This is a genomic window from Streptomyces sp. NPDC000134 (genome assembly GCF_042899225.1).
Classification (GTDB): domain Bacteria; phylum Actinomycetota; class Actinomycetes; order Streptomycetales; family Streptomycetaceae; genus Streptomyces.
Map to the genome: position 1 here is coordinate 210360 of NZ_JBIAZN010000008.1, position 21512 is coordinate 231871.

Genomic DNA, 21512 nt, shown 5'->3' on the forward strand with positions numbered 1-21512 from the left:
AGCGCCGTTGCTCGCGCTCGCCGATCGTCTCAGGTCCTGCGCCGCCGGGCCCGGCCGCGAGGAACCGGTCTCACGAGAGGGCGCGGCGGGGGAGTTCAGTCCTGTGGGCGAGGGGTGTTCCGCAGTGCTCTGGGCAGTCCCGCGGAGTCGGTGCCGAGCTTGCGGTAGACCGAGGAGAGCACCTGCCGTACGCCCTGCTCGGTGAGGCCGAGTTCCTTCGCGACCACCGGCACCGGATCGCCCTGGGCCGTCAGCTCGGCGGCGGTCCGCTCCCGCGTGGTGAGCGTGCCCGTCTGCCCGTACCGCAGCGGCAGCGGGCGCAGCCCGGCCGCGGACAGCTCGGCCCTGGCCCGCACCGCCAGCTTCTCCGCCCCGCAGTGCACCGCCCGCTCCAGGCCCTGGTAGAGCCGGTCGGCGGCCTCCTGCACCCGCCCGCTGCGGGACAGCGCGGCGCCGTGTCCGACCAGCGCGCGGGCCAGTTCGTACGCCGCCGGTGACTGCTCCAGGAACTCGACGGCCTCCGCGTACAGGCCGAGGGCCACCGGTCCGCCGGTCACCTCCGCCTCGACGCGCAGCGCCTGCCCGATCACGGAGGCCGCGCCGAAGTCCCGGGCCAGCGCGACCGCCTCCCGGGCGACCCGGACCGCCCGGTCGGGGTCGGAGGGCGCCAGGGCGGTCGCCAGGTGGAGCCGCCAGGGACACCAGGCGGGGTTGTGCCAGGCGCGCTCCTCCAGCCGCGCGCCCACCTCGCCCAGCGGCCGGACCGCCGCCTCGGGCCGCCCCTCGGCCAGCAGCAACTCGGCGTGCACCGTGCGCGGATCGGGGTAGATGACGGCGTTCGGCACCACCTCGCTGTAGTGGTACTCGTCGACGAGCCGGCGGGCGTCGGCGGTCCGGCCCCGGGCGAGGAGTGTCTGGGCGAGGATGCCGACGGCGAACCACTGCGCGGGCAGGGCCCCGTCCACCCGGTCGGCGATCCGCAGCCCCTCGCGGACCATGGTCTCCGCCTCGGTCAGCAGGCCCCGCCGGTACCGGATGTAGCCGAACAGGGCGTGCGCCAGCGCCAGATGGGAGCCGCGCCAGCCCTTGCGCTCGCACTCGGCGATGCCCTGGGCGAACAGCTCCTCCGACCGCCCCGGCTGGTCCGAGTACATGAACACCAGGGCGACCGACACCGGCACCTCGAAGCCCCGGTTCTCGTCGGCCCAGCTCAGCCCGCCGCGCAGCGACTCCTCGGCCCGGTCGAGAACGGTGTCCCGAGGTTCGCCGCGCACCAGGGCGTCCCAGGCGCGCAGACCGAGGATGTACCGCTCCTCCAGGCCGCGGCCGGGCAGCTTGGCGGCCAGCCTCGCCAGTCTGCGGGAGCGGGCGCGCGGGTCGGGTTCGTCGGTGCGGAAGGCGCTCCACACGAAGTGGTCGGCCTGCATCCGCAGCCGCACCCGGGGGTTGGCGGCCCGCCGCACCTCCTCCTCGACGACCGCCGCGGCCTCCGCCACCTGGTCGGTGTGGGCCAGCGCCTGGGCCAGCCGGAAGGCGATCGAGGCGCGCAGATCCGGGTCGACGTCCGGTTCGGCCAGAGCCTCCCGCAGATGCCGGACGGTCGCCGCCGGGTCGATGAGGAAGGTGGACATGCCCAGTTCGTGCAGGATCGCGGCCCGTTCCTCCGCCGGGGGCGGCTCCTGGAGGGCGCGGACCAGGACGCGCCGGGCGGCCTCGGGCGCGCCGGCCCGCAGATACTCCCGGCCGGCCTCGCGCAGACAGGCGACCGCACCGGGCCGTCCCTCGCGGGGCACCTCCAGCAGATGCCGGGCGGCCGCGGTCGGGCCGAGCCCGGCGGAGCCGACGATCTCGGCCGCCGCGTTGTGCAGGCCGGTGCGCAGCCCGGCCGGGATGTCCCGGTAGACCGCCGTCGCGATCAGCGGATGGACGAACTCCACGCCCCGCCCGCCGCGGTCGGCCGCGAGGATACGGGCCGCGCGCAGCCGCTCGGTGGCCGCGGCGGCGTCCTCGCTGCCGATCACGGCGACGGCCGCGGCCAGGTCCGGCGGGGCGGGCGTGCCCAGCACGGCGGCGGCCCACGCGAAACGCACGGTGGTGCTGCCGAGCCGGCGCAGCCGCCGGAGCAGCCCCGGCCCCTTCACGGCGGAGGCGAGGTCCCGCATCGCCGCCAGCTCGTCGCCGGTGCCCCGCAGTCCGGCCTGGCCGAGCCGCAGGGCCAGTTCGACCGCCTCGAAGGGGCTGCCGCCGGTGACCGCCCAGCACTCGGCGCAGAACCGGTCCTCGGCGCCCTCGCCCACCTGGTTCCGCACGATCCGGGCGACGGCGGCCTCGCTGAGCGGGGCCAGCTCGTGCGGGCGCTCGCTCTGGCCGTCGACGAGCACGTGGAGCGCCTCCGTGCCGGACTGTGGTTCCTCGGGCCGGCAGGCGACGACGAGCAGCAGCGGCAGGGTCTCGGTGCGGGGCGCGAAGGAGGCGAGCCAGCCCAGCGACTCGCCGTCGGCCCAGTGCATGTCGTCCAGCAGTACGACGACCGGCGCCCGGCACATGACCAACTGGGTCATGACCCAGTCCAGGCCGTCCCGTACGCCCGCCGGGTCCGGGGCCGGGGTGGCGCCGGACGCCTCCAGGCCCAGCGCGGTGGCGAGGATGTCGTACCAACTGCCCAGGAAGGAACGGCGCGCGGGTCCGTCCAGCACGGCGAGGGAGGGCTGCAGCAACTGGCGGACCACACGGAACCCCAGCTCCTGCTCGTTCTCGCCGCCCCGGGCGGACAGGATGGTGCAGCCCTGGGCGGCGGCGCGGGCGCGGACCTGGCCCAGCAGTGTCGTTTTGCCCAGCCCGCCCGACCCGGTGAAGGCGAGCACCCCGCCCCGCCGGCCCCGCGGCACCCCGTCGTCCGGTGCGCACAACCGGGCCAACGACGCGTCGATCGCCCGCAGTTCACCGCGCCGTTCGAGCAACGACCGGCCGTCGGTGTTCGGTTGCCGGAGTCCAGTCGCCATCTGCCGCGCTGCTTCCTGTCGACGGTCGCCGTAGGACAGCGCCGAGCGTACGCCCGCCCGGTCCCGTCAGCCCGGATTCTGAGACGGGGACGACGAGTACGGGTGAACCACCACGATTCGGGGGTGCGGACGGGCCCGCCTGGGTAGCGTTGCTCGTTTTGCCCGCCGTGCGAGCCGCGCCCGCGCGCCCCTCATGGGTGTCCGGGCGCCGCTCCCGTGTCCGCGTACCGCGGGACGGTCCGGGACCAGTGGTAACAACCCCGGACCCACCCGGCCATGCCGTCCACGTAGCCCACGGCGGCCTCGCTCAGCTCCGGCTCGATCGTCCGCCGCAGTCGCTGGAACTCGTCGATGGTGAGGTTGATCCGCTGGGCGGCCAGGGCGACCGCACGGGCCAGCGAACAGCCCTGGGCCCGCTGGTGGGCCAGGGCAATGTTGATCATGCCGCCCGCGCGGTGCTCCTTCACCGCGGAGAAGAGGTCCGGAATCCACACCGCCGCGTCGGCCGACAGCCGGCTCAGCCGCCGCATCACCGGGTGGTGCAGCTCCGCCGGGGCCAGCTCTCGGGACTGCGCCGCCTCGCACAGCGGGTAGAACGGCTCGACCCCGGCGATCAGCGCCCGGACCGAGGTGCACAGCCCGATGCTCGGCGGCATGCCCCGGCTCTGGATGACCGCCTCGTAGAGCAGCCCGTGCACGTACTCCCGGCTGTGCCACGCCCAGCGCGCCGCCTGGGCGGGCGTGCACCGCCGCTGGACGCGCCGGTACAGGTCCGCCAGGGCCGCGCCGAGCGGGGTGCTCGGCGGCTGGTCGTCGCGGAGGATGCCGACGCTCTCGCACACCATGGACAGCAGCCGGTCCGGCCCGTGCGCGCCCAGCTCCTCCGCCCGGTCGTCGTAGACGAACTGGTAGGCGATCTGGTCGGCCATGAGCTGGAGGAGGCCGGCGTCCATCGTCGGCCCGTTGTACGCGGCGAGCCGCGCCGGGCGGGTGCGCCCGATCATCTCCGCGACCGCGGGGTCGTCGGTCAGTCCCCAGCGTCTCAGCCAGGCGTCGACCCCGGCCGCCGCCCGGTCCTCGTGGGGGCTGGCCCGAAAGGGGTAGGGCATGTGCAGCGTGGTCTCGATCACCTCCTGGAGGCTGCTGTCCGCCGGGCTCCCGGGCGGGGCGGCCAGGGCCGCCCGGCACACCGCGTCCGTCTTCGCCGGCCATGTGGTCATCGCTGTGCTCACCTGCCGTTCACTGGTCCGGTCCGCGGGGGGCGTCACCGGGCGGGGGAGGGCTGTCGGACGGCGGGCACCCGGGTCCGCGGCTCGGGGATCAGCGGCAGGGACCGGGGTCCCAGGGTGGCCGCCGGGCGCGGCCGGCCGACCGGCCCGGACGGCGAGCGCAGTCGCCAGTGCCGGGCGAGGACCGCCACCGCGACGGTGGCCTCCGCCATGGCGAACGCCTCGCCGACGCACTTGCGGCCGCCCGCGGCGAAGGGCAGCAGGGCGGCACCGCCCGCCGCCCGCCCCGGCGCCCACCGCTCGGGCCGGAACCGCTCGGGGTCCGGGAACGACGCGGCCCGGTGATGCAGCAGATAGGGGCTGTAGAGCACGGTCGCGCCGCGGGGCAGCCGGTGCCCGCCCAGTTCCGTGTCACAGGTGGTGAGGCGGGTGAACAGCCAGCCCGGCGGGCGCAGCCGCAGGGTCTCGGTGACCACGCGGCGGGTGTACTCCAGTCGCGCCAGGTGCCCGGGGCCCGGCGCGGTCCGGTCGGCGAGGACCGCGTCGACCTCCTCGTGCAGTCGGCGCTCCGCCTCGGGATGGTCCGCGAGCAACGCGAACACCGAGGCCAGACACATCGCGGTGCTCTCCACGCCGGTGAGCAGCAGGGTGATGAGCTGGTCGCGGACCTCCCGCCCGGTCGGGGCCCGCCCGTCCGCCCCGTCCCGGGCCGTCAGCAGGGTGCCCAGCAGATCGTCGCGGGGGGTGCCGCGCCGCCGCTCGGCGATCAACTCGTCCATCAGGGTACGCAGTCGGCGCACCGCCCGCAGGTAGCGGCGGTTGCCCGGGGTGGGCAGGCGGAACAGCGCGTCGACCGGCACCACCGTACGGACGAACAGACCCCGGACCACCACGGCGAGACAGGAACGGACCGCCGCGGCCCGCGCCGCGTCCAGCGAATCGGAGAACAGCAGTCTGCTGGTGACCCCGGTCGTCAGGGCCAGCGCGGCCGCCGTGACGTCGACGCGCTCTCCCGGCCGCCAGTCACGGCACACCGAGAGGGCCTCCTCGCCCATCAGCGCGGTGCAGTCCGCCACCCGCGCGGGAGCGAACGCCGGCCGCACCAGCCCGCGTTGGCGCCGGTGGTCCGCATGGCGGCAGGTCACCAGGCCGTCGCCCATCAGCTCCCGCAGCCGGTCGTAGAGCGGACCGCCCTTGTCGAAGGTGCGCGGGTCGGTGAGCATCCGGCGGACCAGCTCCGGGTCGCACACCACCCAGGCGCGGCGCGGACCCAGCCGCACCTCCACCAAGTCCCCGTGCGCGGGCAGGGTTTCGAGAAAGTCCAGCGGGCGCCACAGCAGTGCGATAGCGTGCCCGAGGAACGGGACTCCGCCGGGGGCGGAGCCCGGCACCCGGACGCGGTCCGGTGCGGGTACGGCTTCGTGCATGGGGCATCACCTGTCTCGGCCGACGCGCGGACGGAGCCGGTGACCGCTCACCGACTTGTTGTCGAATCTTTCTCTGCCCACTCCAACTCGCGGCGGCCTGCCGTCTCTCCCCCGCACGGGGGCGCACGGGTGCACGAAGAGGCGTGCGTGTGACGGCAGTGACCGGACCGGCGCTCGGGTGTTCGACCGGGGCGCTCGGCGCCAGGCCCGGCGCGTCCCCGTCGTCCCGGGCGGCACCGGCCCCCGCGCCGCGGACTCAGGTGCCGGGCGCGCCCGCCCGCAGGCCGTCCATCACGAGGTCGAGCAGCCGGGTCACGCGCGGCTGCCAGTCGGTGTCCGGGTCGATCTGCCACAGGCCCGCGATGGCCAGATAGAAGTCGTCCGCGCTCACGCCGGGACGGATGGTGCCGGCCTCCTCGTTGGCCCGCAGCAGCAGTTCGATCGCCTCCGTCACCGGGGTGTGCCCCGGTTTGGCCGGCCGGCCCGGACCGGTGGTGGCCTGCCGGATGGCCTCCGCCAGCCCCGCCTTCGTCATGGCGAACCGGGCCATGTGGTCCATCCACGCACGCAGCGCCCGCTCGGGCTCCAGCTCGGCCAGCAACTCCGTCGCGCTGTCCGCGACCTGCCGCACCTCGTGCCGGTAGATCTCCAGGACGAGGGCCTCCCGGCTGGGGAAGTTGCGGTAGAAGGTCGCCTGCCCGACGCCCGCCTTCTTGGCGATCGCGCTCAACGGGGCCTCCGCGCAGCGCGTCAATTCGGCCAGCGCCACTTCCAGAATCCGCTCGCGGTTGCGCTGCGCGTCCGAGCGCAGAGGTGCGCCTTTCCCCGGCTGCCCCACTCGTCCTCCTCACGGGTTTCGTGGCCGAATCCCGTCCTTGATAAGCGGACAACTGTCCGTTACGTTTTCCAGTGAGCGGACAGTTGTCCGGTTGCTGTCAGCATAGCCGCGGACACCTCGCCCGTGGCACCCCGCGCCCGCACCCCGACCCGGCCCTCCCGTGCACCGCGCCTTTCACCTCACGACCCGGCCGAAGACCGGCTCCCTACCGCTACCACCCGGCCAAAGACCTGCTCCCTACGGCTACAGAGAAGGCTGCCCATGGCTTCAGCGCCCCCGCCGACGCACAGTGCCATCACCCTCACGGTCAACGGTGAGAAGCATCCGCTGACCGTCGACCACCGCACCACCCTGCTCGACGCCCTGCGCGAGCGGCTCGACCTGACCGGTACCAAGAAGGGCTGCGACCAGGGGCAGTGCGGCGCCTGTACGGTCCTCATCGACGGACGCCGCGCGGTGTCCTGTCTGCAACTCGCGGTGGCGGCCGACGGGCGGGAGATCACCACCGTGGAGGGCATGGCCGACGGTGACCGGCTGCACCCGGTGCAGCAGGCGTTCCTCGACCTCGACGGCTACCAGTGCGGCTACTGCACCCCCGGCCAGATCTGCTCCGCCGTCGCCGTCATAGAGGAGCACGCGGCGGGCTGGCCGAGCGCCGTCACCGACGACGTACGCCCCGAGGCCGGACCGCCCGAACTGACCCCCGAGGAGATCCGGGAGCGGATGAGCGGCAACCTGTGCCGCTGCGGCGCCTACGTCTCCATCGTCGAGGCCGTCGCCCGCGCCGCCGGCCAACGGACCGACAGCGCCGCCGACAACGCCGAGGAGGCCGTCGCATGAAGGAGTTCGGCTACCGGCGCGCCGATGACGTCTCCGGCGCCCTCGCGCTGCTCGCCGCCGAACCCGAGGCCCGGTTCCTCGGCGGCGGCACCAACCTCGTCGACCTGATGAAGACCGGCGTCGAGCGGCCCGCCCTGCTCGTCGACGTCCGGCACCTGCCCCTGGACCGCGTCGAATCCACCCCCGACGGCGGACTGCGCATCGGCGCCACCGTCACCAACAGCGACCTCGCCGCCCACCCCGAGGTCCGGCGCCGCTACCCGGCGCTCACCCAGGCCGTCCTGGCGGGCGCCTCGGGCCAGTTGCGCAACATGGCCACCGTCGGCGGCAACCTGCTGCAGCGCACCCGCTGCGGCTATTTCACCGACGTGACCCGGCCCTGCAACAAGCGCGCGCCCGGCAGCGGCTGCTCCGCGATCGAGGGCGAGCACCACAACCACGCCGTTCTCGGCGCCTCCGACCACTGCGTGGCCGTGCACCCCTCGGACATGGGCGTTGCCCTGACCGCCTTCGACGCCACCGTCACTTACGAAAGCGCCGACGGGCCGGGCGAGTTGCCGCTGAGCGACTTCTATCTGCCGGTGGGCGACACCCCGCACCGGGAGACCGCCCTGCCGCCGGGCGCGCTGATCACCGGCGTCACCCTGCCGCCCGCCCCGGTCGCCGCCCGCTCCCGCTACCGCAAGGTCCGCGAGCGCGCCTCCTACGCGTTCGCGATCGGCTCGGTCGCCGCCGCCCTCGACGTCCGCGACGGCGTCGTACACGAAGCGCGCCTCGCCTTCGGCGCGGTCGCCTCCCGGCCGTGGCGGGCCCGCGCGGCGGAGCGGGCGCTGACCGGGGCACCGGCCGACGCCGCGACGTTCGCCGCCGCCGCGGACGCCGAACTGGCCGCCGCCCGGCCCCTGCCGCACAACGGATACAAGGTGCCCCTCCTACGCAACCTCGCCGTGGCCGTCCTGACCGAACTCGCCGAGGAGACCGCCCGATGACCACCGCCACCACCGGCCGCACCACCCGGAAAGGCGCCGTCGGCACCGCGCACACCCGCGTCGAGGGCCGCGACAAGGTCACCGGCGCCGCCCGCTACGCCGGGGAGATCCCCTTCGCCGACCTCGCCCACGGCTGGCTGGTCCTCTCCGCCGTCACCCGCGGCCGCATCCGCTCCATCGAGACCGGGCCCGTCCTGGACATGCCCGGCGTGCTCACCGTGCTGCACCACGGCAACGCCCCGCGCGTGGACACCGACTACGTCGGCATGCTCGGCATCCCCGACCCGACCGCCGGCGTCTTCCAGCACGACCGGGTGCCGCACGCGGGCTGGCCGGTCGCCCTCGTCGTCGCCGAGACGCCGGAGCAGGCCAGGGAGGCCGCCGAGGCACTCGTCGTGCACTACGACACCGAGCCGCACGACACCGCCCTGGACATCGGCCACCCCGACGCCTACCTCGCCGACGGACACATGCCCGCGGTGACCGAGAAGGGCGACCTGGAGGCCGAACTCGCCGCGTCCGCCCACGTGGTGGACGTCGAATACCGCACCCCCGAAGAGCACCACAGCATGATGGAGCCGCACGCGGCCACCGCCCGCTGGGACGGCGGACGGCTGGAAGTCGTCGACTCCAACCAGGGCACCACCTGGGTGCAGGGCGAACTGGCCAAGATGTTCTCGCTCGACGAGTCCGCGGTCCGGGTCCGCTCCGAGCACATCGGCGGCGGCTTCGGCAGCAAGGGCCTCCGCGTCCACCAGGTCTCCGCCGCGATGGCCGCCACCATGCTGCAGCGCCCCGTACGCGTGGTGCTGACCCGCCGCCAGATGTTCTCCCTCGCCGGCTACCGCAGCCCCACCGTCCAGCGGGTCCGGCTCGGCGCCGGCCCCGACGGCAAGCTGCGCGCCCTGGAGCACACCTCGCTCAACCAGACGTCCACCGTCTACGAGTTCGTCGAGCCGAGCGCCGGGGTGGCCCGGGTCATGTACGACGCCGACGCCCACCGCACGGCCAACCACGTCGTACGGCTCGACGTGCCCTCCCCGACCTGGATGCGCGCGCCGGGCGAGGCCCCCGGGTCCTTCGCCCTGGAATCCGCCCTCGACGAACTCGCCGAGAAGTGCGGCCTGGACCCGATCGAACTCCGCCTGCGCAACGAGCCGGAGACCGGACCCGTCTCCGGACTGCCCTTCAGCAGCCGCAACCTGGCCGCCTGCTTCCGCGAGGGCGCCCGCCGGTTCGGCTGGGCCGGCCGCGACCCCCGCCCCGGCGTGCGCCGCGAGGGCCGCTGGCTGCTCGGCACCGGCACGGCCGCCGCCTCCTTCGGCGCGGGCGCCCTGCCCTCCACGGCCCTGGTGACCGCCGAACCGGACGGCACCTTCACCGTGCGGATCGCCGCCGCCGACATCGGCACCGGCGCCCGTACCGCGCTCACCCTGGTCGCCGCCGACGCGCTGGAGACCACGCCCGACCGGGTCCGGGTGCACATCGGCGACAGCGACTTCGGTCCGGCCGGGATCGCCGGCGGCTCCATGGGCACCCGCTCCTGGGCCTGGGCGGTGGGCGTCGCCGCCGCCGAACTGCGCGAGCGGCTCGCCCTCGGCACCGGCGTCCCGCCCGAGGGCATCACCGTGCGGTCCGACACCACCGAGGCGCTCGCCTCCCTCGCGCAGAAGGAACGGCACTCCTTCGGGGCGCAGTTCGCCGAGGTCGCCGTGGACACCGCCACCGGCGAGATACGGGTGCGCCGGATGCTCGGCATCTTCGCCGCCGGCCGGATCGTCAACCCGCTCACCGCGCGCAACCAGTTGGTCGGCGGCATGACCTGGGGCATCTCCATGGCCCTGCACGAGGAGGCGGTCCGCGACCACACCGGCGCCCTGTACGGCGCCGACCTCGCCGGTTACCACGTCGCCACCCACGCCGACGTCCCCCGGGTGGAGGCCGACTGGGTCGACGACCCCGACCCGGACGACCCGGTCGGCATCAAGGGCGTCGGCGAGATCGGCATCGTCGGCGCGGCGGCGGCGGTCGCCAACGCCGTCTGGCACGCCACCGGCGTACGGCACCGGAGCCTGCCGATCCGGCCCGACCGCGTCCTGGAGGCGGGCGGCCATGCTTGACCTCGCCGGTGAGCTGCACCGCTGGATCGAGGAGGGCCGGGACTTCGCCGTCGCCACCGTCACCTCCGTCGGCGGCAGCGCCCCGCGCGGCCCCGGCGCGGCCCTCGCGGTCGACGCCGGGGGCACCGCGATCGGCTCGGTCTCCGGGGGCTGCGTGGAGGGCGCGGTGTACGAACTGTGCGCCCAGGCCCTGCGGGACGGCGAGACGGTGCGCGAGCGGTTCGGATACAGCGACGACGACGCCTTCGCGGTCGGACTGACCTGCGGCGGGATCATCGACGTGATGGTCACGCCGGTCCGCGCGGACACCGCGGAGCGGGACCTGTTCCGGCGGGCGCTGTCGGCCGCCTCCCGGGGCGGGGCCGCGGCCCTCGCCCGGGTGGTCCGGGGCCCGGCCGAACTCCTCGGGCGGGCGCTGCTGGTCCGGTCCGACGGTTCGTCCGAGGGCGGCCTCGGCGGCCATCCCGGCCTGGACCGGACGGCGGCGGACCAGGCCAGGGCCCTGCTGGACACGGGCCGCACCGGCACGGTCGAGCTGTCCGAGGACGGTTCGTACTGCCCCGGCGGCCTCACGCTGCTCGTCGAGGTCAGTGTGCCGCCGCCCCGGATGATCGTCTTCGGCGCGGTGGACTTCGCCTCGGCGCTGGTGCGGGTCGGCAAGTTCCTCGGCTACCACGTGACCGTGTGCGACGCGCGGCCCGTCTTCGCCACGCCGGCCCGGTTCCCGGAGGCCGACGAGGTCGTCGTCGACTGGCCGCACCGCTATCTGCGGGGCACCGCCACCGACGCGCGGACCGTGCTGTGCGTGCTCACCCACGACGCCAAGTTCGACGTACCGCTGCTGACCGAGGCCCTGCGGATGCCGGTCGCGTTCGTCGGCGCGATGGGCTCGCGCCGCACCCACGCCGACCGCACCCGGCGACTGCGGGAGGCCGGCCTCACTGACCGTGAGCTGGCCGGGCTGCGCTCCCCGATCGGCCTCGACCTGGGCGCCCGTACCCCGGAGGAGACGGCGGTGTCCGTCGCCGCGGAGATCGTCGCCCTCCGGCGCGGGGGCACGGGAGTGCCGCTCACGGGGGCGGCCACACCGATACACCGGGATCTGTCGGAGACGGCGGCGTGACCGTTCCGGCGGGATCTGTCGGAGACGGCGGCGTGACCGTTCCGGTGGGTGCGGACGCCTGACGGTTCCACCGGGTACGGGCGGCTCAGATCCGGGTGGGTACGGGCGTTGCCGGCGGGTGACACGGGAGGGCCCGTTCGCCGCGCACCTCGTGTTCGGTGAGCGGGCCCACGGTCAGGCCCGCGGTCCGGCAGTCGCCGACGATGTCCGGGAGGGCGCCCAGGGCGGAGCGCCAACTGCCGGGGGCGGCGGCGTGGTCGGTGTCGTGCAGCAGCACCGTCCCGCCACCGCGCAGATCGGCCGCGACGGTCGCCCGTACGGACGCGGGGGTGGCGTCCGCCGTCCAGTCCCGGCCCCACGCCGTCCACAGCACCGGCCGCAGTCCGTCGCGGCGGGCGGCGGCCCAGCGTCCGGAGCTGAGGATGCCGTAGGGCGGGCGGTACCAGCGCGGCCGGTGACCGGTCACGTCGTACACCGCGCGGGCGGCCCGGCGCAGCTCGCGGGCGTCCCGGACCGGTGACGGCAGCCAGGGCCGGTCGTGCCGCCAGCCGTGCACGGCGAGTTCGTGCCCCCGCGCGACCGTCTCGCGGGCCACCGCCGGACACCGCAGCACGTTCTCGCCCAGCACGAAGAAGGTCGCCCGTACGCCGACGCCGTCCAGGACGTCGAGGAAGCGCGGCGTCGACACCGGGTCGGGGCCGTCGTCGAAGGTGAGGGCGACATGGTCCAGGCGGCCCTGTCCGGCCAGGCCGGGCCACCAGCGGCGGCGCGGCCCCGGCAGCCAGGTCGCGGCCGGCCCGATGTGCGCCAACGCCAACGCCGACGTCACCGCGCACGGCGCCAGCACGCGCGCCGCCCGCCCGCCGGACGACCGTCCGCTCACGCGTCACCCTCCTTCCGGTCCTCGGGACCGGGGGCCGGTCGACCGGCCCCCGGTCCCTCGACGTCCCGGGGGGCGAACCCCGGTCCGTTCCCGGCCTCCGATGTTCCCGGCCCGTTCCCGGCCTCCGATGCCCCCGGTCCGTCCCCGGTCGCCGCCGATGCCGTGTCCCAGGTGCCGTGTACCGAAGGGGCGCCGGCCAGGCCCACGCTGCCGACGCCGATCAGGGCGATGCCGATCACCTCGGGCAGGACGCGCATCCCGAGCGCGATCTGCTCGCCGAACAGCGCCCAGCCCAACGCCACGCTGGTCAGCGCGTCGCCGAGGGTGAGAGCGGGCTGGGAGGCGGCGAGCGTCCCGGCGCGCAGCGCGCTCTGCAGCAGCAGGAAACTGATCGCGCCGACGGCCGCCGTGGCGTACGGCGGCCACTGGGTCAGCACCGCGCCCACCCCTTGGGGCAGCCGCCCGGTGAACTCCTTCAGCAGCGCCGCCGTCGCCCCGAACGCCACCGCCGACGCCGAGCCGAACAGCGCGGCGCGCGGGGCACCCCGGGTCAGTCGCCCGGCCACGGCGAGCACGACCACCGCGCAGAGCAGCACCGCCCCGGCCACCGCCCACCGGCCGGGGGACGCCGTGTCCCGGCCCGCCGAGGGCGCTGCGGCGCCCAGGAACAGCGCCAGCCCCACGGCCAGGGCCCCGAACGCCAGCCAGGTCCGCCCATCGGGCCGCCGGTGGAACACCGCGCCGCCGACCACCAGGGTGAACATCAGCTCGGTCGCCATCAGCGGCTGCACCACGGCCAGGCTGCCCACCGCCAGCGCCGCCGCCTGCAGCACCGTCGTCACCGCGAGCAGGGCGGCGCCACCGACCCAGTACGGGTCGCGCAGCAGACGCAGCAGCCAGCGCACCGGACGGCCGGGCTCGGCGCCCGCGGCGTCCTGGGCGGCGGCCCGGCGCTGAAGTACCGAGGCCGCGGCGTTGGACAGCGCCGCGAGCAGGGCCAGGACGACGGTGAGGGCACTCACCGCCGCTCATCCGAACCGTCCGGCCAGCCACCGGTAGAGCCCCGGAGCCGCCCCGCGAATCCGGCAGGGCAGCCGCAGCCAGCCCGGCACGTACACCTCGTCCAGTCCGCGCACGGCAGCGGCCCGGACCGCCTCGGCGACCCGTTCGGCCGGGACCGGGCGGGGCCTGGACCGCCGGTAGGGCGCGCCGCGGCGTTCGAAGAACGGTGTGTCGACGACCCCGGGCACCACATGGCTGATCCCGACGCCGGTGCCGCGCAGCTCGTAGCGCAGGGCGTCCGCGAAGGTGCCGAGCGCCGCCTTGGCGGCCGAGTACACGGCCTCGTCCCGCACCCCGACCGCACCCGCGAGCGACCCGACCAGCACCACCCGACCGGTCCCGGCGGCCACCATGCCCGGCAGCAGCAGCCGTACCAGCCGCAGGGTGGAGACCACGTCGGTGCCGAAGACTTCGTCGATGGCGTGCGGGGGCATCTCGCGGAACTTCCCGGCCCAGCCGATCCCGGCGCCGGCGACCAGCAGGTCCACCGGGCCGCCCACGGCGGTCAGGGTGAAGTCGGCGAGCCGCCGGTCGGCGCCCGGCTCGGTGAGGTCGGCGGCGAAGGCGGTGGCCGACGCGTCCTCGGCGACGGCCCGCAGCCGTGCCGGATCGCGTCCGCTGAGCACCAGCTCCCAGGTGCCCTCGCCGCCGAGCAGCCTGGCCACGGCCGCGCCGATCCCGGACGACGCCCCGGTCACCAGGGCCGTACGGGTCCGGGTCGCCGCCGCGCCCGGGTGCCGGACGGCCTTCGCGGAGTCCGCGCCGGGCGCGGTGGCCGGCGACGCGGGCAGTGACCGGGCGCGGGAGAACGCAGGGACCATGACGGACCACCTCGGCTGCGGGCCGGTCACCGGCCGAGCGGTCGACCGGTGGTCGGCGCTCCGGCGTCCGGCGGGACGGGCGGTCTTGGAGTTCCCGGCCGAGAGTGCCCGAAACGCCCTGATCTTGTGCGGTTTGGAGTGCGCCGGGCGGGCAACCCCGACCCCGTGCCCCCCAGCGACCTGCCCAGCCCGAAGTCCCGGCCCCGGTCCGTGTCCCCGCCCATGTCCCCGCCCGCGTCTGTTTCCGGGTCCGCGTCCCCGTCCCGGGGCGGGCCCTCGCCCGCGCGGGCCCCCGCGCACCAGCAGTCGCCCGCGCGGGCCGCTGCGCAGCAACCACCCGCGCGGCCCCCCGGGAAGCTGCTCGTGCTGAGCGCCGGGATGGGCGCCGGGCACGACACGGTCGCCGCCGAACTCGTCCGCCGCGCCCGGCAGCGCGGCGCCGACGCGGTGACCGCCGACGTCCTCGACCTGCTGCCGTACCGGCTCGGTGCCGGGCTGCGGCACTTCTACCGGGGGTCGGTACGCCACTTCCCCTGGGCGTACGCGGCCCTGTACCGCCTCTTCCTGCGCCCCGGCACCGGCCCCCGCCCCGGCGACACCGCGCTCGCCCGGCTGGCCGGCGACCGTCTGCGGGACCTCGTCGAGCGGACCGGCGCCGAGGTGGTGGTGCCCGTCTTCCACGTCGGCGCCCAGATGACCGGCCATCTCCGCGCCCGGGGCGAGCTGCCCGTACCCAGCGCCGTGCTGGTGATCGACTTCGTGGTCCACCGGCAGTGGCTGCACCCCGGCAACGACCTGAACCTCTGCCTCACCGAGGACGCCGCCCGCCAGGTACGGGAGGGCATCGGAGCGCCCGCCGCGGTGTGCGGTCCGGTCGTGGCGCCGGAGTTCCTGGCGCAGGCGCAGGCGCAGGCAGAGGCGGAGACGCAGGCGCAGGCAGAGGCGGAGACAGATGCGAAGGCGGCGGCGGAAGGGGAGGCGGAGGGCTGGCGGCGTCTGTTCGAGCGGCACGCCCCCGGCCGGCCGCCGGTGCTGCTGTCCTCCGGTGCCTGGGGCGTCGCCTCGCGCCTGGACACCACCGTCCGGCTGCTGGCCGGGCACGGATTCCTGCCCGTGGTGCTGTGCGGGGCGAACGAGCGACTGCGCCGCGAGCTGTCCGGCGTCCCGGGCGCCCTCGCCCTGGGCTGGGTGACCGGCATGCCCGGTCTGCTGCGCGCGGCCCGCGCCCTCGTCGACAACGCCGCCGGCCAGACCGCCGTACAGGCCCTCGCCGCCGGACTCCCGGTGGTCGGCCACCGCCCGATCCCCGGCCACGGCGCCGACGGCGTCCGGCGGATGGCCGCGCTGGGCCTGACGGAGGCGGCGGCCGACGGCCCGGCCCTGCTCGCGGCGCTGCGCCGCCTCACCGCCGACGGTCCCCCGCGCCGGGAACGGATCGCCGCCGGCCGCGCCCTCTTCCGGGACGACCCGGTGGCCCTCGCGCTTTCCCTCGCCGGGGACGGAGGGGAACCGGTTACCTCCGAGAGCCGAGGGCACCCGGTGGAGGATCGAAACTAGGAGGCGCGTGATGAGAGCGGACGAGTTCCTGGCCCGGGTCCGCGACCGCGGGGAGTACTACAGCCAGGAGGAGGCCGAACAGGTCACCGAGGCGGTGCTGTGGGTCCTCGCGTCCCGGATCGTGCCCGAGGAGGCGACCGATCTGGCCGAGCAGTTGCCCGCTCCGCTGGACGACGCGCTCCGGCTGGAACGGGGGCGCCCCGAGCCGTTCGACCGGGAGGAGTTCCTCCGGCGGGTGGCGCAGCAGACCGGCGCCCGCCCGCGCACCGCGGAGTGGGACTCCGGTGCCGTCCTGTCCACGGTCGCCGAGACGGTGTCCGCGGGTCAGGTCGGCCATCTTCTGGATCAACTGCCGCCCGACTGGGCGGACCTGTTCGGCGGACGCGCACAGGATCGTCAGGACCGGACGGTCCGCGAAGGAGGCCACGGATGACCGACGGTGAACGACCTTACGGCGCGGAGGAGGACACCCCCCTCGGGGGGTACGCCGCCCTGGCGACGACCTTCGCGGCGGGGGCCGGGCTGTTCACCGCGGTCGCGCGCCGGCGCGGGGTGAGGCTGCCCGACGGGGTGCCGCCGTGGGACCTGGCGCTGCTCGCGACGGCCACGTTCAAGGCGTCCCGGCTGCTGTCCAAGGCGAAGGTGACCAGCTTCCTGCGGGCGCCGTTCACCCGCCGGGAGAGCGCCGGCGGCGGCCCCGAGGTGAACGACACCTCACGCGGCACCGGTCTGCAACGGGCCGTCGGTGACCTGATGACCTGCCCGTTCTGCACCTCCGCGTGGGTGGCCGGCGGGCTCGTCGCCTCCTACGCCTGCGCGCCCCGGGCCACCCGGCTGGTCACCGCGGGACTGAGCGCGGTCGCCCTGTCCGACTGGCTCCAGTACGCGTGGAGCATGACCGAGCGGAAGTCCGGGGCCTGACGGCCTCGCGGAAGTCCGGTGCCCGGCGGTACGGACCGGTCCGTACCGCCGGGCCGACGGCCGGCGCGGAGACGTTCTCAGTCCTCAGTCTTCGGTCCTCAGTCCTCAGCCGCCCCGGCGGTCCGCTCGGCGTGCAGCTTCTTCACCCGGACCGCCTCCTTGCGGACGTCGGCCTGCACGGCGCGCTCCCGCTCCAGCCACTCGGGGCGCTCCTCCTTGAGCGCCTCGATCTGCTCGGTGGTGAGCGCCTCGGTGACCCCGCCGCGGCGCAGGCCGGCGATGGAGACGCCCAGCTTGGCGGCGACCACCGGCCGGGGGTGCGGACCGTCGCGCCGCAGGTCCCGCAGCCACTGCGGCGGGTCGGCCTGGAGCGCGTTCAGCTCGGCGCGGGTCACCGCACCCTCCCGGAAGTCGGCGGGGGTGGCGTCGAGGTACACACCCAGCTTCTTCGCCGCGGTCGCGGGCTTCATCGTCTGGGTGCTCTGGTGCTCGGTCATTCCTCAAGGGTATCGAGCATGTGCGCGACCTCTGACCACGGCCGGTAACCTGGCCAGGTGACAGCCTCGCAAGAGCCGGCAGCCGCCCCCTCGTTCCGTCTCGTGTACGTCCCCGGTGTGATGCCCGACAAGTGGGTGCGCATCTGGCGCGAGCGGCAGCCCGGCGTCCCGCTGGGCCTGACCCAGGTGACCGCCGCCGAGGCGCCCGGCGCCCTGCTGGCCGGGGAGGCGGACGCGGGGCTGGTCCGGCTGCCCGTCGACCGGGACGTGCTCAGCGCGATCCCCCTCTACACGGAGACGACGGTCGTCGTGGTCCCCAAGGACCACCTCGTCACGGCGGCCGACGAGGTGGCCGTCGAGGACCTGGCCGACGAGATCGTGCTGCACCCCCAGGACGACGTGCTCGGCTGGGAGGAGCCGCCCGGCCGGCCCGCCCTGGAACGCCCCGCGACCACGGCGGACGCCGTCGAGCTGGTCGCGGCGGGCATCGGCGTCCTGGTCGTCCCGCTGTCCCTGGCCCGGCTGCACCACCGCAAGGACCTCACCCACCGCCCGCTGACCGACGCGCCCGCCTCCGGGGTCGCGCTGTCCTGGCCGGTGGACGCGCACACCGACCTGGTCGAGGAGTTCATCGGCATCGTCCGGGGCCGCACCGTCAACAGCACCCGGGGCCGCAGGCAGTCCGAGGCCGAGCCGAAGAAGTCCGAGGCGAAGAAGTCCGAGGCGAAGAAGCCGGGTCCGAGGACGCCCGCTCCGAAGAAGACCGGACGCGGCGGTGACGGACGTACGAAGCAGGCCGGCGGCCCCCGCCGCACCGCCAAGGGGCAGAAGGGCGGCCGTCCCCGCCGCCGTCCGTAGCGGCTCACTTCCCGGTCGTGCGGCCGACCGACTCCACCAGCGGGAGCAGCCGGTGCGGGACCCGCTCGCGCAGGGCCACCTCGGTGCGGGTGCGGACCACCCCGGGCAGGCTGATCAGCTTCTGGATCACGTCCTCCAGGTGCGCGTTGTCCCGCGCCACCACCCGGGTCAGCAGATCCCCACCGCCCGTGATCGAGAACGCCTCGACGATCTCGGGCACCTCCGCCAGCGCGTCCCCCACGTCGTCCAGATGGCCCTGGGTGACCTCGATGTGGACGAAGGCCAGCACCGGATGACCGAGCGCGGCGGGGGAGAGGCTGGGACCGGTGCCGGTGATCACGCCGTCCCTCTCCAGCCTGTCCAGCCGGGCCTGCACGGTGCCCCGGGCGACCCCCAGGATGCGGGCGTACTCGCGCACGCTGGTGCGCGGCTGCTCCAGCAGCAGCCGCAGGATGCGGGTGTCCAGCGCGTCCACCGCCATGGCGTCCCCTCTCCTCCCCGGCCGCCGGCTCCCTCGGCCATTGGCTCTCCGGTGGCCATGTGAAGGCCGCCAGAACTGTACCAATGGCTCAACGCGAAAGAGGTCGGTTGAGCAACTGGTGGCAGTGATGTTGATATGGAGGGGTCGATGGCGCTGCGGACCCCGCGGCGCCTTTTTCATGCCGGAACGCGAGACGTCCGGAGCCGAGCGGAGCGAGGGGGCGGTACTCAGTGCTGAAGAGGGTGTTCGTGGCGCCGGACCCGGGCCGGGTGCGGCTGCGCTTCGCCGGGCGGGCCGTGCTCGGCATCGGGCTGGCCGTGGTCGTCTGCGGCCTGTCGGGACACTCCCTGCCGGGGGCCGTCACCGGCGGCCTCGCCGCGCTGCTCGCCCTGTTCACCGTCACCGACCCCACCGTGCGCGGACAGGCGGTCACCACCGCCCTGCTCCCGGCCGTCGGCCTGCCCGTGCTCACCCTCGCCGCCGGGCTGCACGACCGGCCCGTGGCCCGGGACCTCGTCTTCCTCGCCGTCGTCGGCGCGGGCGTCTACGCCCGCCGCTGGGGCCCGCGCGGCCACAGCCTCGGTGTCTTCGCGTTCATGACCTTCTTCATCGCCCAGTTCCTGCATGCCGTCCCCGGGCAACTGCCCGAGCTGTACGCGGCCGTCCTGCTCTCCGTGGCCACCGCCGCCGCGGTCCGCTTCGGGCTGTGGTGCTACGAGCGCCGCCTCCCGCCGCCCGCCGTGCCCGCCCCGCCGGCCGGCACCGGCCTCGCCCGGATCACCACCCGCCAGGCCGTGCAGGCGACGGCCGGCGCGGGCTTCGCCCTGGTCGTCGGCCACCTGGTCTCCGGTGAGCGCTGGTACTGGGCGGTGGGCGCCACCTGGTGGATCTTCGTCAACACCACCTCACGCGGCGAGACCCTGGTGCGCGGCTTCCGCCGGGTGCTCGGCACGGTCATCGGCATCGGCCTCGGACTGCTGATCGCCGTCCCCGTGGACGGCGCCGCCGTGCCCTCGGCCGTGCTCGCGGCCGTCTGCGTCTTCGGCATCTTCTACTCGGCCGCCGTGTCCTACACCTGGATGATGCTCTGCGTCACCCTCCTCGCCGAACTGCTCTACGGTCTCCTCGGCGTGCTCACCCCCGGCCTGCTCGCCCTGCGCCTGGCGGAGACGGCCGTGGGCGCGCTCGGCGCGGCGCTCGCGGTGCTGCTCCTGCTGCCGGTCACCACGCACGCCGTCACCGACGCCTGGGTCCAGCGCGCCCTGCGCTGCGTCCACGCCTGCACCGCCGAGGCCGCCGCCCGCCTCGCCGGGGCGCCGGACGCCGACCCGGCGCCCCGGGTCGCGGAGCTGGAGGGGCTGCTCGGCCGGGTCCGGCTGTCGGTCGCACCCCTGGTGCACCCGCTCAACCCGATGCGCCACCGCAGGCTGCGCGCCCGCCGGGTGCTCGCCCTGCTCGACGAGTGCGCCCGGGAGATCCGCGGCCTGGTCGCCGTCGCCGCCGACCCGGAAGCCTCGCACGACGCCCGGCTGGCCGCCGCCTGCTGGCGGGTCGAGGCCGCGGTCGAGGCGCTCACCGGCGGCGGCGCCGTCCCCGAGCGCGCCGCCGGCGAACCCGCGGCCGGAGCGGCCCTGGCCCATCTGCACGGCGTGGAACGCGCCCTGGCCGAACTCGCCGCACCGCTGCGCAGCCGTGCCCCGCTTGGTCTAGACCGCGGTTGATCGACTGCTACCGTCACCCCCGACGGCACAGGGACGGAAGGGGTCAGCGGTGGCAGACGGCGACGGACGGCGGCGGCGGGCGTTCATCGGGTCGTTCACGGCGGCCGGGGGTCCGGGGATCGTGACCGCGGCGGTCGACCCGGACAGCGGCGCGCTGACCGCCCTGGGCAGCCTGGACTCCCTGCCCGACCCCTCCTACCTGGCCCTCTCGCCCGGCGGCGAGATGCTGTACGCCGTCAGCGAGACCGCCGAGGGCACGGTGGCCGCCTACCGCGTGCACGGCGAGAAGCCCGAGCGGGCCGGGCCCCGGGTTGCCGTCGACGGCAGCGGCCCCACCCACCTCAGCCTCTTCCGGGGCCATGTCCTGACCGCCAACTACGGCTCCGGCAGCGTCACCGCCGTGCCGCTGCGCCCCGACGGCACCCTCGCCCGGTCCGCGTCCGCCGTGCTGCGGCACACCGGCTCGGGCCCGCACGTCCCCCGCCAGCAGGGACCGCACGCCCACCAGGTGCAGCCCGACCCCAGCGGACGCTGGGCCGTCAGCGTGGACCTCGGCACCGACTCGGTGCGGGTGTGTGCCCTGGACGACGGCGGCGCCCTCACCGTGCACCGGGAGACCGCGCTGCGCCCCGGCTCGGGCCCCCGGCACCTGGCCTTCCACCCGGACGGCACCCGCGCCTACGTGGTCAACGAACTCGCGCCGACCGTCACCGTCTGCCGCTGGAACGCCCCGGACGGGGTCCTGCGGCCCCTCGCCGAGATCCCGGTCCTGCCCGGCACCCCCGGCGGAGAGGTCTACCCGTCCGGCATCGTCGCCTCGGCCGACGGCCGGTTCGTGTGGACCGCGACCCGCGGCGCCGACCTGCTGACCGTCTTCGCCGTCGAGGGGGAGACCCTGCGGCCGGCCGGCACGGTGCCCTGCGGCGGCCACTGGCCCCGCGCCCTCACCGAGTCCGGCGGCCGTCTCTACGTCGCCAACGAGCGCTCCGGCAACGTCACCTGGTTCACGACGGACCCCGCCACCGGCACCCCCCGCCGGGCGGGCGCGCTCCGCGTCCCGGCCGCGTCCTGCGTGGTCGTCGACGACACGGACGCCTGACACACCGCGGGGCCCGCTCCCGTGGAGGAGCGGGCCCCGCGGCC

Annotated in this window: 19 protein-coding genes; 10 read left to right on the forward strand and 9 right to left on the reverse strand. The window is 75.6% G+C overall.

What is annotated here, in order from left to right:
• Positions 1 to 95: 95 nt before the first annotated feature.
• From ACFY32_RS14445 to ACFY32_RS14460, 4 genes are all read right to left on the reverse strand, one after another.
• Positions 96 to 3002, reverse strand: coding sequence for an AAA family ATPase (locus ACFY32_RS14445; RefSeq protein WP_390674339.1), 2907 nt, complete (start codon positions 3000 to 3002; stop codon positions 96 to 98).
• 191 nt (positions 3003 to 3193) lie between these two features.
• Positions 3194 to 4222, reverse strand: coding sequence for a (-)-alpha-amorphene synthase (locus tag ACFY32_RS14450; protein ID WP_359201379.1), 1029 nt, complete (start codon positions 4220 to 4222; stop codon positions 3194 to 3196).
• Positions 4223 to 4266: 44 nt separating this feature from the next.
• Positions 4267 to 5658, reverse strand: a complete 1392-nt coding sequence (locus tag ACFY32_RS14455; protein ID WP_390674340.1) for a cytochrome P450 — start codon at positions 5656 to 5658, stop codon at positions 4267 to 4269.
• A 256-nt stretch (positions 5659 to 5914) separates the two neighbouring features.
• The gene (locus ACFY32_RS14460; protein WP_359201375.1) at positions 5915 to 6496 is read right to left on the reverse strand and encodes a TetR/AcrR family transcriptional regulator; all 582 of its coding nucleotides are present in this window, start codon (positions 6494 to 6496) and stop codon (positions 5915 to 5917) included.
• 261 nt (positions 6497 to 6757) lie between these two features.
• Here ACFY32_RS14460 and ACFY32_RS14465 point away from each other — a divergent pair, with 261 nt between their 5' ends.
• From ACFY32_RS14465 to ACFY32_RS14480, 4 genes are read left to right on the forward strand one after another with little or no spacing between them, the layout of a single operon-like run.
• Positions 6758 to 7336 (forward strand): 2Fe-2S iron-sulfur cluster-binding protein, encoded by a 579-nt coding sequence (locus tag ACFY32_RS14465; RefSeq protein WP_359201372.1) that lies wholly within the window; start codon positions 6758 to 6760, stop codon positions 7334 to 7336.
• A complete protein-coding gene (locus tag ACFY32_RS14470) occupies positions 7333 to 8325 on the forward strand; it encodes a xanthine dehydrogenase family protein subunit M (RefSeq protein WP_359201370.1) in 993 nt (330 codons plus the stop codon). Before ACFY32_RS14465 ends, ACFY32_RS14470 begins: the two co-directional genes overlap by 4 nt.
• Positions 8322 to 10445 (forward strand): xanthine dehydrogenase family protein molybdopterin-binding subunit, encoded by a 2124-nt coding sequence (locus ACFY32_RS14475; protein WP_359201368.1) that lies wholly within the window; start codon positions 8322 to 8324, stop codon positions 10443 to 10445. The genes ACFY32_RS14470 and ACFY32_RS14475 overlap by 4 nt, the downstream gene beginning before the upstream one ends.
• A complete protein-coding gene (locus ACFY32_RS14480) occupies positions 10438 to 11568 on the forward strand; it encodes an XdhC family protein (protein ID WP_390674341.1) in 1131 nt (376 codons plus the stop codon). The genes ACFY32_RS14475 and ACFY32_RS14480 overlap by 8 nt, the downstream gene beginning before the upstream one ends.
• Before the next feature lie 85 nt (positions 11569 to 11653).
• On the opposite strand, the gene ACFY32_RS14485 is transcribed toward ACFY32_RS14480, so the two are convergent.
• Genes ACFY32_RS14485 through ACFY32_RS14495 form a run of 3 tightly spaced genes read right to left on the reverse strand, consistent with a single transcriptional unit; the run spans position 11654 to position 14334 of the window.
• Positions 11654 to 12451: a polysaccharide deacetylase family protein gene (locus tag ACFY32_RS14485; protein ID WP_390674342.1), complete on the reverse strand. Its 798-nt coding sequence runs from the start codon at positions 12449 to 12451 to the stop codon at positions 11654 to 11656.
• Positions 12448 to 13473: a DMT family transporter gene (locus ACFY32_RS14490; protein ID WP_390674343.1), complete on the reverse strand. Its 1026-nt coding sequence runs from the start codon at positions 13471 to 13473 to the stop codon at positions 12448 to 12450. Before ACFY32_RS14490 ends, ACFY32_RS14485 begins: the two co-directional genes overlap by 4 nt.
• 6 nt (positions 13474 to 13479) lie before the next feature.
• Positions 13480 to 14334 carry an SDR family NAD(P)-dependent oxidoreductase gene (locus ACFY32_RS14495; protein ID WP_390674344.1) on the reverse strand — a complete coding sequence of 285 codons (855 nt, stop codon included), beginning with the start codon at positions 14332 to 14334 and terminating at the stop codon, positions 13480 to 13482.
• 378 nt (positions 14335 to 14712) lie between these two features.
• On the opposite strand from ACFY32_RS14495, the gene ACFY32_RS14500 reads away from it, so the two are divergent.
• Genes ACFY32_RS14500 through ACFY32_RS14510 form a run of 3 tightly spaced genes read left to right on the forward strand, consistent with a single transcriptional unit; the run spans position 14713 to position 16812 of the window.
• Complete coding sequence (locus ACFY32_RS14500) at positions 14713 to 15891, forward strand: galactosyldiacylglycerol synthase (protein ID WP_390674398.1); 1179 nt, start codon at positions 14713 to 14715, stop codon at positions 15889 to 15891.
• A gap of 10 nt (positions 15892 to 15901) precedes the next feature.
• The gene (locus ACFY32_RS14505) at positions 15902 to 16324 is read left to right on the forward strand and encodes a DUF2267 domain-containing protein (protein WP_359201360.1); all 423 of its coding nucleotides are present in this window, start codon (positions 15902 to 15904) and stop codon (positions 16322 to 16324) included.
• Positions 16321 to 16812, forward strand: a complete 492-nt coding sequence (locus ACFY32_RS14510; RefSeq protein ID WP_359201358.1) for a DUF1360 domain-containing protein — start codon at positions 16321 to 16323, stop codon at positions 16810 to 16812. Before ACFY32_RS14505 ends, ACFY32_RS14510 begins: the two co-directional genes overlap by 4 nt.
• Positions 16813 to 16910: 98 nt before the next feature.
• Here the strand turns inward: ACFY32_RS14510 and ACFY32_RS14515 are convergent, their stop codons facing one another.
• Positions 16911 to 17309, reverse strand: a complete 399-nt coding sequence (locus tag ACFY32_RS14515; RefSeq protein ID WP_390674345.1) for a DUF5997 family protein — start codon at positions 17307 to 17309, stop codon at positions 16911 to 16913.
• Between the two features lie 57 nt (positions 17310 to 17366).
• Between ACFY32_RS14515 and ACFY32_RS14520 the strand changes: the two genes are divergently transcribed.
• Positions 17367 to 18167 (forward strand): LysR family substrate-binding domain-containing protein, encoded by an 801-nt coding sequence (locus ACFY32_RS14520; protein WP_390674346.1) that lies wholly within the window; start codon positions 17367 to 17369, stop codon positions 18165 to 18167.
• Between the two features lie 4 nt (positions 18168 to 18171).
• Here ACFY32_RS14520 and ACFY32_RS14525 read toward each other — a convergent pair whose 3' ends face one another.
• Positions 18172 to 18648 (reverse strand): Lrp/AsnC family transcriptional regulator, encoded by a 477-nt coding sequence (locus ACFY32_RS14525; RefSeq protein ID WP_359201352.1) that lies wholly within the window; start codon positions 18646 to 18648, stop codon positions 18172 to 18174.
• Positions 18649 to 18878: 230 nt separating this feature from the next.
• Here ACFY32_RS14525 and ACFY32_RS14530 point away from each other — a divergent pair, with 230 nt between their 5' ends.
• Both ACFY32_RS14530 and ACFY32_RS14535 read left to right on the forward strand, forming a co-directional pair.
• Positions 18879 to 20369, forward strand: a complete 1491-nt coding sequence (locus tag ACFY32_RS14530; protein WP_390674347.1) for an FUSC family protein — start codon at positions 18879 to 18881, stop codon at positions 20367 to 20369.
• Positions 20370 to 20418: 49 nt separating this feature from the next.
• On the forward strand, positions 20419 to 21468 hold the full coding sequence (locus ACFY32_RS14535) for a lactonase family protein (protein ID WP_359201348.1): 1050 nt from the start codon (positions 20419 to 20421) through the stop codon (positions 21466 to 21468).
• Positions 21469 to 21512 lie beyond the last annotated feature (44 nt).